This is a genomic window from Bartonella sp. HY038, from assembly GCF_014117425.1.
GTDB lineage: Bacteria > Pseudomonadota > Alphaproteobacteria > Rhizobiales > Rhizobiaceae > HY038.
The window spans coordinates 1,086,648-1,103,343 of the sequence record NZ_CP059725.1 but is presented as its reverse complement, the minus strand read 5'-3'; the positions used below and the strand labels follow the sequence as shown (position 1 = coordinate 1,103,343).

Annotated in this window: 9 protein-coding genes; 2 read left to right on the top strand and 7 right to left on the bottom strand. The window is 40.5% G+C overall.

Annotation, left to right across the window (positions count from 1 at the left end; genetic code table 11):
• Positions 1-211 precede the first annotated feature (211 nt).
• From prfB to H3299_RS04635, 3 genes are all read right to left on the bottom strand, one after another.
• Positions 212-1,340 (bottom strand): peptide chain release factor 2 gene (prfB, locus tag H3299_RS04645; RefSeq protein WP_182419138.1). Its coding sequence is split into 2 segments (ribosomal slippage): positions 212-1,270 and positions 1,272-1,340, totalling 1,128 coding nucleotides; the frame shifts between segments, so codons are not numbered across the junction.
• A gap of 200 nt (positions 1,341-1,540) precedes the next feature.
• The gene (locus H3299_RS04640) at positions 1,541-3,958 is read right to left on the bottom strand and encodes a penicillin-binding protein 1A (RefSeq protein ID WP_371739833.1); all 2,418 of its coding nucleotides are present in this window, start codon (positions 3,956-3,958) and stop codon (positions 1,541-1,543) included.
• 528 nt (positions 3,959-4,486) lie between these two features.
• Positions 4,487-5,749, bottom strand: coding sequence for an N-acetylmuramoyl-L-alanine amidase (locus H3299_RS04635; RefSeq protein WP_182419137.1), 1,263 nt, complete (start codon positions 5,747-5,749; stop codon positions 4,487-4,489).
• Positions 5,750-6,586: 837 nt separating this feature from the next.
• Between H3299_RS04635 and H3299_RS04630 the strand changes: the two genes are divergently transcribed.
• Positions 6,587-9,421, top strand: coding sequence for an Rne/Rng family ribonuclease (locus H3299_RS04630; RefSeq protein ID WP_182419136.1), 2,835 nt, complete (start codon positions 6,587-6,589; stop codon positions 9,419-9,421).
• 122 nt (positions 9,422-9,543) lie between these two features.
• The gene (locus tag H3299_RS04625) at positions 9,544-9,891 is read left to right on the top strand and encodes an ADP-ribosylation/crystallin J1 (protein WP_182419135.1); all 348 of its coding nucleotides are present in this window, start codon (positions 9,544-9,546) and stop codon (positions 9,889-9,891) included.
• Positions 9,892-10,056: 165 nt separating this feature from the next.
• On the opposite strand, the gene H3299_RS04620 is transcribed toward H3299_RS04625, so the two are convergent.
• The 4 genes from H3299_RS04620 to H3299_RS04605 form a co-directional block, all read right to left on the bottom strand.
• Positions 10,057-13,488 carry an AsmA-like C-terminal domain-containing protein gene (locus H3299_RS04620; protein WP_182419134.1) on the bottom strand — a complete coding sequence of 1,144 codons (3,432 nt, stop codon included), beginning with the start codon at positions 13,486-13,488 and terminating at the stop codon, positions 10,057-10,059.
• Positions 13,489-13,818: 330 nt separating this feature from the next.
• A complete protein-coding gene (locus H3299_RS04615; RefSeq protein ID WP_182419133.1) occupies positions 13,819-14,454 on the bottom strand; it encodes a hypothetical protein in 636 nt (211 codons plus the stop codon).
• A 327-nt stretch (positions 14,455-14,781) separates the two neighbouring features.
• A complete protein-coding gene (glnA, locus tag H3299_RS04610) occupies positions 14,782-16,191 on the bottom strand; it encodes a type I glutamate--ammonia ligase (RefSeq protein WP_182419132.1) in 1,410 nt (469 codons plus the stop codon).
• 104 nt (positions 16,192-16,295) lie between these two features.
• Positions 16,296-16,634, bottom strand: a complete 339-nt coding sequence (locus H3299_RS04605; RefSeq protein ID WP_182419131.1) for a P-II family nitrogen regulator — start codon at positions 16,632-16,634, stop codon at positions 16,296-16,298.
• Positions 16,635-16,696 lie beyond the last annotated feature (62 nt).

The following is a 16,696-nucleotide window of genomic DNA, read 5'->3' as shown; positions in this document are numbered from 1 at the left end:
AAAACACCTTTGATATTAAACTAAAACATGAGACATAAAACACTTAAAAATACATTTATTTTCAATAGATTAAATAAAATTCTTAAAATAAGCATGAAACATAGTCTCATTATTTTACCAAAAAATATGGCGCATTTATAACGCAAAAGCGAATAAATGCGCCAATAAATTAGCTTAATATTTTTAAATTAATTACTATAAAACGTTAAACCTAATCAATATCTTGGACGTCTTCACCACCACCATGCACTCGTTGCGCAAGTGCAGCTTCCATAAAGGCATCAAGGTTACCATTTAAAACATCTTGCGGATCGGTGCTTTCGACACCAGTCCGTAGATCTTTGACCAATTGATACGGCTGTAAAACATAAGAACGGATTTGATGCCCCCAACCAATTTCAGTTTTGTTAGCCTCGGTTGCATTGGCAACTTCTTCGCGCTTTTTCAGCTCTTCTTCATAAAGTCGAGCGCGTAGCATTGACCATGCAGCAGCGCGGTTTTTGTGTTGTGAACGCTCAGCCTGACACTGGACCACAATTCCCGTTGCAATATGCGTAATACGCACAGCAGAATCGGTGGTGTTAATATGCTGACCACCAGCACCCGATGCGCGATAAGTATCAATGCGAACATCCGATTCGGAAACTTCAACCTCGATATTATCATCAACAACAGGAAAGACCCAAATACTTGCAAAAGACGTGTGGCGGCGTGCATTAGAATCGTAAGGCGAAATGCGCACCAAACGATGCACGCCTGATTCTGTTTTAAGCATGCCATAAGCATTATGGCCTTTAACAAGTATAGTGGCGGACTTAATACCAGCTTCATCGCCATCATGAACTTCCATGATATCGACTTTCATACCATGCTGGTCTGCCCAACGCGTATACATACGCAGCAGCATATTGGCCCAGTCCTGACTTTCAGTACCACCTGCCCCAGCATGAACCTCCAAATAGGTATCATTGGCATCAGCTTCGCCAGAGAGCAACATATCAATTTGCCGCTTATCAATTTCTTGCTTTAAGCCTTTAATAGCTTCTTCTGCATCTTTGATAATACTCGCATCGCCCTCTTCCTCGCCCATAGCGATAAGTTCAACACTATCATCAAGGGTTTGGCTTAATAGCCTTATACCAGCAATTGATTCCTCAAGCCGTTGGCGCTCACGCATCAAGTCTTGCGCCTTTTGCGGATCATTCCAAAGCGAAGGATCTTCTGCTTGCTGATTTAAATATTCAAGGCGTTTTAATGACTGATCCCAGTCAAAGATGCCTCCTCAGCAGACTTATGGCCTGCTTGATTTCATCTACCAATGTTTCAATTTCTGCACGCATAATTACGCCACAACCTCTTAACTTATAAGCTTACATTCATTTTACACTTATCAACTCATGATTTTAAACTGCAAAAATAAATGCATTTCTTTGTCTTTTGCCTGTTTGCTAACGTAAAGTCAAACCGACTTCAATATCAAAAGCGCATATTCGCTATTTGCAAATATGCGCTTCAATTTCAACATGGTTAAATTTTAAATCTAGTAAAGTCCACTTGAGCCACGGCCAATCGCGTCATTGACGGTGGGTGACATAAGAGGTACGCGTACCCCCTCCTTGAAAGATTCAGCGCCACCAATAACTTGATAGACATCAGCTGGACCAGTACCGGGTTTAAACGCTTCCACCATGACATTGGGATCACCGGCATGGGCTTGCATACCAGTTTTACGGTCGATTGCAATAAGGCTCATACCTTGTGGCACTTTGAAATCAATTTTCGGCTTACCCTTCATGGCTGGCTCCATAAAGTTACCGAAAATTGGAGCTGCCAAAGCACTCCCTGTACCACCAAAGCCTAATGAACGTGGATTATCATAGCCAACAAAAACGCCAACCACAATATCAGGTGTAAAACCAACAAACCAAGCATCCTTGGAATCATTAGTAGTACCCGTTTTACCAGCGATAGGCCGGTTTAAGTAATTAAGACGAGCTGCAGTACCACGTTGAACCACCCCTTGCATCATGGACGTGATCTGGTAAGCGGTCATTGGATCAAGCACCTGATCACGCTCATCAACCAATTCCGGCTCGGACTGGTTATCCCAAACGCTCACATTACAATCTTTACAAATACGCTTATCATGGCGATAGATAGTTTTACCATAGCGATCTTGAATACGGTCAATCATCGATGGTTCAATAGCGCGTCCACCATTTGCAAGAACCGAGTAAGCCGTTACCATACGAAGCACAGTGGTTTCACCTGCGCCAAGCGACATTGAAAGCACCGGCTGCATTTTGTCATAAATACCAAAACGCTCGGCATATTCTGCCACCACCGGCATACCAAGATCGTTAGCAAGACGCACAGTCATAAGGTTACGCGAACGTTCAATACCATAGCGTAGGGTCGATGGACCTGCAAATGTACCACCATAGTTTTTAGGCCGCCAAATATTGCCAGATCCTTGGTCAATAACAACAGGACCATCAAGCACAACCGATGCAGGCGTGTAACCATTATCAAGTGCAGCAGCATAGACAAAGGGTTTAAATGATGAGCCTGGTTGGCGATAAGCTTGCGTCGCGCGGTTAAATTCTGATTGCGAATAAGAAAAACCTCCAACCATTGCTAAAACGCGGCCAGTCACAGGCTCCATAGCAACTAACGCGCCCTGCACGCGCGGCGGTTGACGCAATTGATAGGCATTGTCCGTGCCCTTTTTCTTTTCAACAAACACCACATCGCCGGGCTCTAAAACACCAGCAGGATTTTTCGCTGTGCTACGGCGCCCATTTGCATCCACCAAACGATATGCCCATTTCATATCGCTAGCAGCAATCGTTGCTTTTACACGTTGTGAAGATAAAGCATTGGATAGTTCGCGCTCTGGCTGCAAACCAATTTGGGCACTATTGCTATCGGCGGAAAGGACAACTGCTAGCTGCCATTCAGGTACATCGCTAAATGCTGGTATTTCACCTAGCGCAACGCCCCAATCTCCGGCAAGTGATATCTTTTTATAAGCACCGCGCCAACCAAAATTTTGATCAAATTTAATGAGACCATCTTGCAACGCTTTACGCGCATAGACTTGCAATTGTGGATTTAACGTAGCACGAACCGAAAGACCACCTTCATAAAGTGTATTTGAACCATAGCGTGCCATAAGTTGACGGCGCACTTCTTCAGTAAAATAATCAGCACCAAAGACATAGTTATCCTTGCTGCGCAACGTAACACCGAGCGGCTTTTGCTTGGCAGCCTCTCCATCGGCAGCATCAACATAACCATTTTCGACCATGCGATCGATGACCCAATTACGGCGCTCCAATGCGCGCTCAGTATGGGTAAAAGGATCATAATTTGAAGGTCCCTTAGGGAGCGCTGCAAGATAGGCTATCTGTTCTAAACTAAGCTCATTGATTGACTTATCAAAATAAGTTAGCGCGGCAGCTGCAATACCATATGCTCCTTTACCAAGATAAATCTCGTTTAAATAAAGCTCTAAAATATGGTCTTTAGAATAAGCTTTTTCGATACGCATGGAAAGAATAGCTTCACGTACTTTTCTTTGCATTGTAGCATCTGAACTCAAAAGAAAGTTTTTTGCTACCTGCTGCGTTATGGTCGACGCACCCTCGGGACGACGGCCCGACCCCATATTTTTTAAATTATTGACAACAGCCCGCGCTAAACCTTCAGGATCAAGACCAAAATGACTATAGAAATTTTTGTCTTCAGCTGAAATAAAAGCCGCTTTTAAGCGGTCTGGAACCGCTTGAATTGGCAAATATAGCCGTCTTTGATTAGAAAACTCGGCCATAAGACCACCATCTGCTGCGTGAACACGCGTCATTACTGGTGGTTCATATTTTTCCAAAACTTCATAATTTGGAAGTTCTTCTGATACTTCGTTGACATAAGCGGTTGCGCAGCCAAGCCCCAGAATTGCAAGGGTCAATGTTGAAGTAACTGTATATCCCAGAATTTTTCGAAACTTACGTGACACTATTTTCAGACCATTATAAATTGAGAAAAGCAATTAATCCCATTGCATTTGCATTCAAATACGTCAAAGACAAGGAAAATGACAAGAAAAATTAAAATATTTTAAAATTCTTATGCCATTTTTACGAAATTCGTTAATTTTATCACTAATTCTGTTGATACACGTATTTTTTGTACCAACAAAAGAACTGGCAAAAATAAAAGAATCTTGCGAAACGAATTAATTATCCCCCCTTAAGCTCTGCTTACTGCAAACGCTCAACCAAGAAATATACCCATTATATACAATTAATCTAAACACCGCGTTTTATTTTTGGCAGCAAGCAAAATATTATCTATCTGTTTATAATAATAAAAGCATGTTAAATCAAATTACTATTATTTTACATAACTTTAACAAATTAAACAATTTCAATAAAAATACTTATCGATACAATAGGAAGTCGCTTTTCACGCCAAAACGAAAATATTATGGCAATGCCTTTTGCATTCGCATTTGAGCATATTTTTCAATCGCATTACTAATAATATGCGCCATATTATTGCGCCAAACAGGATCAGAGATAAGCTTCTCATCATCAGCATTGGAAAGATAGCCAAGTTCAATTAACACTGAAGGTATATCAGGCGCTTTTAGCACCATAAAGCCTGCATATCGGTGTGGATTATTAATAACACGTATTTGCCCTTCATTGAGGGATGAAATAACCCGATCAGCAAATTTCGATGAAAAGCCATCAGTTTCGCGCCGTGTCAAATCAATCAATATATCGGCAACTTCAGGCGGCTCATCGGGCGGCAATTCACCTAATAAGTCGGCTTTATTTTCATTCTCAGCCACGGCTTTAGCCAAGGAATCTGAAGCATTATCAGATAAAGTATAAACTGTTGCCCCCCGAATATCAGGCAAATGGATAGAATCGGCATGGATCGATATGAAAAGATTAGCTGCGTTGCTACGTGCCAATTGGACACGCTCGCCAAGGCGTAAAAACGTGTCATCATCACGGGTTAGAACCACTTTAAATTGTTTTTTTTCAAGAACATCTTTCAGTGCCTTAGCAAAGGCCAAAGTCACACTTTTTTCTTCAATACCACTAACACCAATTGCACCAGTATCAAAACCACCATGTCCCGCATCAATAACAATTGTAAACTCATCATTCTTTACGTTTATAGCCATTTTATCAGGCTTATTGTGATCAAGATTTTCAGGGTTTGTACGCCGCAATTGTTCAAATTTTCGTGTGTGTTCTATTGACTTATCAAAATCCTGGTCAGGCACGGCTTTTATATCAATGATAAGTTGCCAAATATTTTCATTTAACGATTCAACATCAACTCGCTCAATAGCAAAGGCCGTTTTCATGGTAAAAACCATGCGCGACTGCGTTGGGTTTATTGCACCATAGCGCAATTCTTTTACCATACCGCGTATGTCTACTGCTTTAAGCGGCATCAAAAAATCAGCTTTGGGTAAATCAACAACTAATCTTGGTTGTTTATCTAAAAGCATAAGGCGGTAATTAGGTTTCTCATTTAAAACAGTAACAATTCTTAATCGATTATTGTCGCCAGTAAGCTGCGTGCTTAAAACTTTAAATGATGCAGAATTGCTACCATCGACCTCACTTGCTGCTGCTAAGCTGTAATTAATGACGACACAAAAAATTGCCAATTGCAGAAAAATAAAGATTAAGCTTTTTGAAAACCAATTTTTTGATAAAATCATTATTCTGTAACCAATAACTTTGAGCATGACATATTATGCTTACCGACCATAAGGCGGACTGGCAAAAAATCGCAATGAGATATTTAAAAATTAAATTATCGCTAGATTAAGACCTGTATGATATGTTTTCATATTTTTTTTACCGTAAGATTGCAAGGGGTTTCAGTCAAATTTCATGGGCTACGTATCCCCAAATAAGGTTAGATTTCATAGTAGGGAAACAAATAATTTAATTAATTCATAATATTCTAAAAGATATAAATCTTGTTTCAATTGGCGGATTTTGCTTGCAAGATTGCTTTCTAAGCAATAGAACAAAACTGCTGAATTTTGTGATATGAGGTATCAACAGGCATCCATGCGATGGATATATTGCCAAATGCCCGTAATAAGCAGAATATTAGCATGAGGATGAACTACAAACTCAACCGGCTTTGTCAATCTTGACATGTAAGATTTGAGTTTTTGTTTCAACCTAGATTTAATTATTATTTGGGTGCGTTAGTGTGACAGGCTAAATTAATCCCATAAATCAGTTTATACATTTTTACCGCTTAGGCTGAAGAGCTTTTGTAAAAATGAACTATAATAAAGTTTCGCTGATCCGATATTCGGATTATAGTATAATCGTTTTGCCAGGAGCCGTTATGGTTCATTCAGAACGGATGAGAAAAGAGAAAATGACCGATAGACTTGCCTTAGGGCAACTCTATGTCGCACGTCATTGCTCCGGTCCGGTAAAACCTGAATTTGCAAGCCAAGATGAAATGACAGTAACGCGCAGCATTTTTCTGCTGATCGCGCAGGTTAGAAATTTGGTTTGTTGGAATTTGCAATATGTCAAACAACAAAATGCTTATAGATGCCTCCCACCCGGAGGAAACACGGGTTGTCGTCACACGCGGTAACCGGATTGAAGAATTCGATTTTGAATCGGACCATAAAAAGCAACTGAAAGGCAATATTTATCTTGCCCGAGTGACGCGCGTTGAGCCGTCCTTGCAAGCTGCCTTTGTTGAATATGGTGGCAATCGCCATGGCTTTTTAGCGTTTTCAGAAATCCATCCTGATTATTACCAAATTCCCGAAGCTGACCGCCAAGCTTTGCTTGAAGCTGAAGAACTTGCCGCCAAACAAGAGCAAGACGCAGAAGAGGCAGCTAAGGCCAATAATCGCAATGGCAAAAACACTCGCAACAACCGCAAAACTCAATCGGCGGCAGCAGATAGTGACATTATCGCAGAAGATAATGATGAAAATGACATAAATATTGAACCAGATAACAATGATGACCAAGAGCTTGAAAGTGATGATAGCGATAATAATGAGGACATTATTGAATCTGTTGGCGCAGAGGATGCATTAGAAGAGCTTCCAACACTGCAAAAGGCCTATAAACGCGATTATAAAATACAAGAAGTCATTAAAAGACGCCAAATCCTGCTTGTACAGGTCGTTAAAGAAGAGCGTGGCAATAAGGGAGCTGCTTTAACCACCTATCTTTCTCTTGCTGGTCGCTATTCCGTTTTAATGCCTAATACAGCGCGTGGTGGCGGCATCTCACGCAAAATTACGAATATTAATGATCGCAAACGCCTTAAAGACATCGTCAAAGAACTCGATGTACCAAAAGGCATGGGTATTATCCTGCGTACAGCAGGAGCTAATCGTACCAAGGTTGAAGTTAAACGCGATTATGAATATCTTATGCGCCTTTGGGAAAATGTTCGTACACTTACACTAACTTCAATTGCCCCTGCCCTTGTTTATGAAGAAGGTAGCCTTATCAAACGGTCAATTCGTGATCTTTACAATAAAGATATCGAAGAAATTCAGGTTGCAGGCGAACGCGGTTATCGTGAAGCAAAAGACTTCATGCGTATGCTTATGCCAAGCCATGCCAAAGCTGTTCAACCCTATCGTGAATTAACCCCGATTTTTGCGCGAAACGGCATTGAAACCCAACTTGACCGTATGTTGCAACCAGAGGTAACATTAAAATCTGGTGGTTATCTCGTTTTAAACCAAACCGAAGCTTTGGTTGCAATTGACGTGAATTCTGGCCGCTCTACCAAAGAACATTCGGTTGAAGAAACCGCCGTTCAAACCAATCTTGAAGCTGCCGAAGAAATTGCCCGTCAATTACGTCTGCGCGACTTGGCTGGTCTTGTTGTCATCGATTTTATCGATATGGAAGACAAGCGCAACATCCGTTCAGTTGAAAAAAAGCTTAAGGATTGCTTAAAAGACGACCGCGCCCGTATTCAAGTGGGTCGCATTTCACATTTTGGTCTTATGGAAATGAGCCGCCAGCGTATTCGTGCATCAGTGCTTGAAAGCACCATGCAGGTTTGTCCGCACTGCGCTGGAACTGGCTATGTGCGCTCGCAATCATCGGTGGCCTTACATGTTATGCGCTCAATCGAAGAATATTTATTGCGTAATGGTCAAAATAATATCATCGTTCGCACTCCAGTTAGCACCGCACTTTATGTGTTAAACCATAAACGCAAACTACTTTCTGATCTTGAATTGCGTTTTGGCTTAACAATTAGTATTGAAGCAGATGAAACCGTTGGTGCCCAGCATTTAGCAATTGATAAAGGTACGCCTGCAGAAGGCACACCAGCCGTTATCATGCCAATAACTCCAATCTTCGAAGAAGAGGAAATCTATGAAGATATCCCTGAAGTCGAAGAGGAAGAAGAGGTTGTAACGGTTAACGAGCCACAAAATGACAATAAACGACGCAAAAACAAGAAAAAGCGTGGCAATAATGACCGCAGACAAGAGGCTAATGGTGATAGCGTAACAAGCGATCTAAGCGAAGAAGAGCGCAACCGCCGGCGCAGACGTCGTGGTCGCCGTGGTGGACGCCGTAACCGTGACCATTATGATAATGATCGTAAGCGCTTGCCTTTTGCAGAACCAGTAGGGCCATTTGCACAAGCAGCTCTTGCTGAAATACGTCAAAGCCGTCGCAACCGCTTCCTTCCTGCGGCTGAGCCCGTTGGCTTTTTCCCTAAAGCGGCTGCCGCAAATGGCAACGTAAATGCTAAGCAAAATGGTATCCAAAAAATTGCCATTACGACACCACAAGCCACTTCGCAAGCAAAAAACAATGGCGAACAAAAGCCAAATAGCCGTGGTCGGGGACGTGGGCGCCAAACAGCAAGGAACAAGAACCAAGCAGTTGAGGCTGCAACCGATAATTTAGCTGTAGTATCGAACGAAAATGCTGCGCAAAACAAAATTATCCCTAATGCAGAACCGGTTGGCCCCTTCACCAAGGTGGAAACAACCACTCAAGTTGTGGCTGAAAAACCAGCGGTAAAAGCTAAACGAAAAGCACCGGCAAAACCAAAAACCACCACACCACGACGCTCTAAAGCTACCAAAACAGATACTGCGGTGGAAGCAACACTGAGTGAAGCAGCTGCGATAAGTGATGTTGTTGTGCCTGACACCAAAGACAGCGAAGTTAAAGCGGACACAGCAAAGCCACGCACACGCCGTAAACGCAAAGCTGATGATATTAGCAGTCATAATACTGAGATTATCGAAAATAATGAAACTGCAACAGCAAAAGAAACAGAAATAACCGTTTCCTCATCGCAAGATGGCGACAAGCCGAAGCGAGGCGGTTGGTGGCAGAAAAAAGGCTTCTTTTGATCGCTAGAGTAATGACCAAATAGCTTGGTTGACCATTTGGCATTGACCTAAAAACCTTTTTATAGTTTATTGCCCGCCATATATATAAATATATGGCGGGTATTTTTATAAGGTATCAAATTATGACAGTTGAAACAGTTACTCTTTGGCGTCCAGTTGGCCCAGAAGAATTAAAACTTATTGAGCAAACAGATATGACCGCCTTTCCAGCACGTTTGCCTGACCAACCGATATTCTACCCAGTTTTGAGCGAAGATTATGCGATTAAAATTGCACGTGATTGGAATGTTGCGCGCAGCGGCTCAGGCTTTGTAACCCGCATGGAGGTTGATAAGGCTTTTCTTGATCAATATGATATTCAAGTTGCTGGCGGCAATGCCCATCAAGAATATTGGATTCCTGCTGAAGAACTTGATGCATTCAATGCTGCAATTATTGGAAAAATTGAAGTTACCCACGAGTTTCGCTAAATTTTTAAGGTTTTAAATTAGCCTTTAAGGCAACAGAGGAATGCCTAATTAAATAAGCAGTTAACGCAGTGCAGGCGCATCATTTTTATAAGATAGATGTTTAAGGAATGCTTTATTGCAAAGAGATCTACTGTATCTGAACAAAGTTTTTATTTTATAAAAATGTTATTGCTGTTTATATTCAAATATCTGCCTAAAAATACCCGGCGCAATGGCCGAAATTGGATTCACAGTTACTTTGGGTTCGCGCGCCTTACCATCAATTTTAAAGGTAATACCAATAAGCCCACGATCGCGGCCATTGCCCAAGATTGTGCCTAGAACCGGCACATCGCCGAAAACACGGTTAATACCATAGGCTGGCATAAAGGTACCTGTCATAGACATATTACCTGATGCGTCATAGACAATACCTTGAAAGGTCGCGCCAATTGTTTGACCACGGATAACGCCGCCATCAATCACCAAAAAACTATCGCCCTTGCCAATTTGCGCCGAAGCCGTCTCAATAACAGCGACAGAAACATCAAGCTTACCATCCACGGCTTGATTAAGGCTCTTACCGCCACTATGCGGCGTTGAAGACACTAAAGACGCAAGACGTGGCTCATTAACAATTTGAAAATCTTGCACGTTAACAGGCCCTTTTAAAGTTCCATCGGTGCCAGATTTTAACGATAATTGCAAAATACCGCCGCGAACCTTATCATAAAAGTCCATGAAACGTAAAAGCCCTCCGGCATTAGCTGCATTAACAGCAATGTCACGGCTATTATTATTACGCGTAATTTTAGCGGTAATTGATTTATTATCACCAGTCAAAGCATTAAAAATGACATCTTCACTGGATGAGCCACGCCGAACCATTTTAAGTTTTACATTACTCAAAGTTTCGTCATAAAAACCACTAAGACTATCAATATCGGCAACAAGATCAAGACTATCATTAGACTTAGCTTGCCCTTGGTTTTGACTTCCGCTAACCATTTTTACTAAGGCACGCGCATCAAGTTTTTTGCCATTTGCTACGATACGATAACCATTATTTGTTTTGCGTAAAGTCAACCCCAAACTATCACCACGATTGAGATTGGCTCTTGATAGATCCGCAGACTGCAATGCACCATTTTGAATGAGTATATTGCCGGCAATCATAAAACTATTACCCTTCAAGCTAAAATTATGAAGTTCAATAGTTTTAACATTGCCACCACCATTCTTGAATGAAAATTGCACTTCGCCAGCAATCCCTTTACCCTTGGTCCAACTGACCCATGGCAAACGAATTTCTGCATTGGAAACATCAGCTTTTACCGGACGAGCGCCCTCTATAGGCGCACCGATTTCTAATGCAACAGTTCCTGAGACAATGGAATTGAGACCTGGCATCAGCTTTTTTCGAATATCGTCTGTCAATTGAATACGAATAGTTTCACTGGGTATGATATCAGAAGGCCCCATAGGGCGGTACAAGTTTATATTAGCTGGAATTCCATTTAGATTGGCATCGGCAATAATGGTGATGTCACTTTTATTGAGTTTTGCCGTGCCTTTAGCCTGCGTAATAAGAATATTTCCATCAAGCGGACTTAAAAGCGATAATTTGTCAAATAATAACTCACTTGACCAATTGATGAGAGATTTATCAGGGCGCGGCATTAATGGAAAACGGATTTTCAACAATCCAGAAACGTCACCGCTAACCTCTTCAGCCTTAAATGGAACCTTATCCTTAGCATTTATTGGATCAAGGCTAACCAATCTTACAACATCGCTAACCTTACCTTTAAAACGCGCTGAAGCATTTGCAAAAACCTTAATATTAGGCCGCCATGGAATGACAAAATAACCTTCACTTAACTCAATCTGATCTTCTTTATTATCTATATAAGATATTGCACTATCCATAAAAATTTCTGTCGTAGTACCTTTAATAACAACACGCCCTGCACCTTGGCGTAAGGGGGGCAAATCACCAACCAATAAAGTTGATACTCTTTCAAACTCCCCCTCAAGAACAAGTTCATTGTCGCTTAACACTGGTGGCACACCACCGGGTACAAATATGCCTTGCGGAAAATTAATTTTTAAATTGGCATTTTTGACCTCGCCACCTGCAACGTGACTTACTACCCATCGACGCGCGCCGGGCGACAAATTAATTGGCCATATCTGCTTTATTTCATCGCTCGGCATTTGCGGCATAGAAAACTCAAGCAGCGTCTGTGGTGATCCGACACCAAATTGCAAACTTCCGCGCCCGTCAATTTTACCATTCTTGGTTTCAAGTAATAGTTGGGAAAAATCAACAAAGGCACGTTTTGCGAAAAAGCGACCTTTAATCTCACCGTTAAAATCAAGGCGTGCTGCCTTTACATCGTCTGGTTTGACTGCACCATCGTTCATAACAAGGTTAAATGCATATACACCTTGTTCACCACTCATCGAGATCGATTGCACACCACCTTTTAATGGCAAGTAGAGCGAACCAAGAATTAACTCTGAAGGCAAAATAGCAATCTGTCCATCACCGCTTTTATACGCTAGATTTATTTCACCACTTGTTGCAATATCATTGTCTTGAGCAATATCGGTTCCAGTTTCACCTAAGCCCAAAGTTAATTCCAATTGTGTAGTATTATTAGTTGTTAAGGCGCCTTGCAAAGCAAGGTTGACTTTTCCTCGGCTACGAAAATAATTATTATTTGGTCGTCCATCCGCAAATATACGAGCAACGTTATCATCGGCGCCAAGATGGAAAGGAAAATCTTTCATAGAAATCACAAAGCTATCAGCAGCACCAGAAGCAGAAGTATTAACCGTTGCTTCTAGCGCTATTTTTTGATCTTTCCACGTTAGACTTCCTGTTGCTAAAATATAATTATTCTCATATTGTAGCGATAATTCATCTATATAAAACGTCTTTTGTACCGCCTCGCTACCAAAATGCACGGACACATTGCGAATAACCACCAAATGGGTTTCCTGGCTCTTTAAAGCTGAAAAAACTCCATCGAATGCCTTAAATAAAGCAAAAGAAATGGTATCAAAATCTATATTCCCTGATGTATCCTGCGGTAATTTATCTAAAAAATTACCATCATTGGATGCTGGCATGTGGATGCTGCTATCCGCAATTTCAAATTGCGCTACCTTTATATTACCTTTTAAGAGCGGTGCAGTCGCAAGACCAAGGCGTAAAATACCAATTTTATCAATCTCTACACCACCTTTAACATTGGTTAACCCAACATTATGTGCCTCAAGTGCCAAATGATAACTTTCATCAAAGGAAAGCGAGGCATCATCTATCTTAGTCTCGGCAACATTTATTAATTTACCTTGCAACGCCGCTTCCATTTTTTGCGCCAGCATATTGCCGCTGATACCAACCTTAAGTAAGATGGCAAGCAATATGCTAAAAAGCACAAGTAAAATAAAGCTATAAATCAAACAACGCTTAGCTAATAGAAAACAAAAAGGCACAATCCGCCTCTCGCGGATTTTAATACCATCTGATTGCATAGACGAAGGAAAGTGATGTAATTTTTTGATACTTCGCTTAGAAAAGCGAATTTTCTTGTGTTTCTTAGTCAAGGTAAATCCATCGCCCCCGTTTTTGCATTTCAAATCCCGCATAAAATCATACAATTTAAATCAGCATTATAATTTGAAACTATGATTTGGCACTATTATCTTGCTGTTGCCAAGCTATCAATTGCACTTAATCTACGCTCTAAGCAATGAAACGCAATGACTGCAGCTACATTTATTTTGCTTAAACAAGGCAGTGATTGCAACCAATTCATTTTATATATGATTTAAAATAAAGATTAAACAGAAAATAAATTAATGCATTAAGACATTACCCTAATGCATTATTTTTAAAGCCATATTAAAAATTGGAACACAAAATAAATAAGTTAATTATTTAGCGTCAAAAATTACGGGCTTACGTAATTGAGCTTTTTCTATACCAGGAAATGCGCGTTGATAAACGAGTAATTGCATTGGATTATCGGCTGATAAAATATACCATTTGCCTTCGTCAAGAACTGCAATAACATCTGAGGTTATTTTTTGTCGCTTTAGCTCATATGCATTTGTATCTGATATAGATGCGCTTTGCTTTTTAACTTTCAACTCAACTACAGTTGTTGAAGGTATGATAAAAAAAGGCTCTCCATCTTTTTTCTCTTGCTTTTCCCTAGCTGTAACATCAAGCGTTCCAGCTTTTTTATTTTTAAGATCCACATCCCAACTTATAACTTTTGCTATTTCCGTAAAAGAAGTAATATCACGCTTGATATTTTCCTTCACTTTAGCTTCATCAAGCGCAACACCATCAACGGGTTTAGAAATTTCTGTCAAAATTTTAATCACACGAGGGGGAATACCGGCAATTAGGTCATCGACATTTTTATTCATTGTCGCCTGACGGTAATTTGCAGCAACCTCATTTAAAGACTTTAACTCACTCTGAGTTGCCTCGCGGGCGGACGCAATATTGGTTAAAACAATACTTGCAAGAAAGCTTGCAGCTACTAGTTTCTTAAATTTCATTTTTTCCTGCCATATTCTCTTGCAAATTTGTTATTGGCACAGTTTTAATGCATTTATCATTTTTGCATTTTAACTTTACAAATAACAAAGCATGCAAATCTTATTTTGACCAATTATTAACCCGATATTGATTGATATAAAACGAATAAATCAAAAAAAAGGCATATTGAATAGTTATATTCAATATGCCTAAACAGTTTGCAACAAATTTTAAAAAAATGTTACAGTTGAAGTTATATTTTCAAACTTTTTAGATCAAACAATGGTTAAAGTTTAAAGTCTAATCCATTGTTTATATTAATTAAAAATCTAACAAACCAAGATCAATTAGACAGAATAATACATATCAAACTCAACTGGATGTGGCGTCATCTCATAACGCATATTTTCTTGCATCTTAAGTGCGATAAATGAATTGATCATTTCATCATCAAATACATCGCCAGCCTTAAGGAATGCGCGATCCTTATCAAGTGATTCAAGCGCTTCACGAAGACTACCGCAAACCGTTGGAATTTCTTTAAGTTCTGCAGGAGGTAGATCATAAAGGTCCTTATCCATCGCTTGACCTGGATGGATTTTGTTTTTGATACCATCAAGCCCAGCCATGACGAGAGCTGCAAAAGCAAGATATGGATTTGCTGTTGGATCAGGGAAACGAACTTCAACACGTTTGGAAGCAGGTGAAGAACCAAAAGGAATACGGCAAGAAGCAGAACGGTTGCGTGCTGAATAAGCAAGCAATACAGGAGCTTCATAGCCAGGAACCAATCGCTTATAAGAATTGGTTGAAGGATTTGTAAAGGCATTAACTGCCTTGGCGTGCTTAATTACACCACCGATAAAGAATAGGCAGCTTTCAGAAAGACCAGCATATTCGTTACCGGCAAAAGTTGGCTTGCCATCTTTCCAGATTGATAAATGCACATGCATACCTGAACCATTATCACCAAAGATTGGCTTTGGCATAAAGGTTGCTGTTTTGCCATAGGCATTAGCTACCTGATGGACAACATATTTGAACATTTGCATCTTATCAGCTTCACGCACCAAAGTGTCAAATTTAATGCCAAGTTCATGCTGTGCAGCTGCAACTTCATGGTGATGTTTTTCAACAACAACGCCCATATCGGTCAAAACACTCAACATTTCTGAACGCATATCTTGACATGAATCAATTGGCGGCACTGGGAAATAGCCACCTTTAACGCGCGGGCGATGAGCAAGATTGCCAGTTTCAAATTCTGAATCATCATTTGATGGCAATTCATTAGAATCCAAACGGAAACCAGTATTATATGGATCAGCCTTAAAACGCACATCATCAAAGATGAAAAATTCAGCTTCGGGACCTACAAAAATTGTATCGCCAATACCAAGCGACTTCAAATAGGCTTCCGCCTTTTTAGCGATAGAGCGTGGATCGCGATTATAAGCTTCACCAGAAATTGGATCTAAAATATCGCACATGATAACTAAGGTTGACTGCGCAAAGAACGGATCCATATGGGCAGTTTCAGGATCTGGCATCAATACCATGTCTGATTCATTGATTGCCTTCCAACCGGCAATTGATGAACCATCAAACATCACACCGTCAGCGAACATATCTTCATCAACCTGTGAAATATCCATGGTTACATGGTGCATTTTACCTTTTGGATCAGTAAAACGAAGATCAACAAAGCGAATATCATGATCTTTAATCTGCTTTAGAATATCATTTGCAGTTGTCATATTAACTTCCCTTATAAAAACGACAAATCCCGATTTGGAAATCTGCTAACCATAAGCCATCCTAACAAAATATTTTCTGCTCGGGTAGCTTTAGAAAATAAAATTTAAATAGCATCAACGCCTGATTCACCAGTGCGGATGCGGATCACCTCTTCGATGGACGAGACAAAAATCTTACCATCACCGATACGGCCTGTTTGAGCCGCCTTACGGATTGCTTCAATTGCTGGTTCAACAGTTTCATCAGCAACAATAACTTCAACTTTCACCTTTGGCAAAAAATCGACAACATATTCAGCACCGCGATAAAGCTCTGTATGCCCTTTTTGACGGCCAAAACCCTTAGCTTCAATGACAGTTATTCCCTGCAAGCCAACTTCCTGTAGGGCTTCCTTGACCTCATCAAGCTTAAATGGCTTAATAATTGCTTCAATCTTTTTCATATTTGAAAGGCCTCCATTTAAAAATCCACCCTAGGGTTTCTGATATTCTATTCATGCATGAA

Coding starts and splice junctions, on each gene's coding strand:
- H3299_RS04635 (WP_182419137.1), bottom strand. CDS start 5,749: ATGATTTTATCAAAAAATTGGTTTTCAAAAAGCTTAATCTTTATTTTT.
- H3299_RS04630 (WP_182419136.1), top strand. CDS start 6,587: ATGTCAAACAACAAAATGCTTATAGATGCCTCCCACCCGGAGGAAACA.
- H3299_RS04625 (WP_182419135.1), top strand. CDS start 9,544: ATGACAGTTGAAACAGTTACTCTTTGGCGTCCAGTTGGCCCAGAAGAA.
- H3299_RS04615 (WP_182419133.1), bottom strand. CDS start 14,454: ATGAAATTTAAGAAACTAGTAGCTGCAAGCTTTCTTGCAAGTATTGTT.
- glnA (WP_182419132.1), bottom strand. CDS start 16,191: ATGACAACTGCAAATGATATTCTAAAGCAGATTAAAGATCATGATATT.
- H3299_RS04605 (WP_182419131.1), bottom strand. CDS start 16,634: ATGAAAAAGATTGAAGCAATTATTAAGCCATTTAAGCTTGATGAGGTC.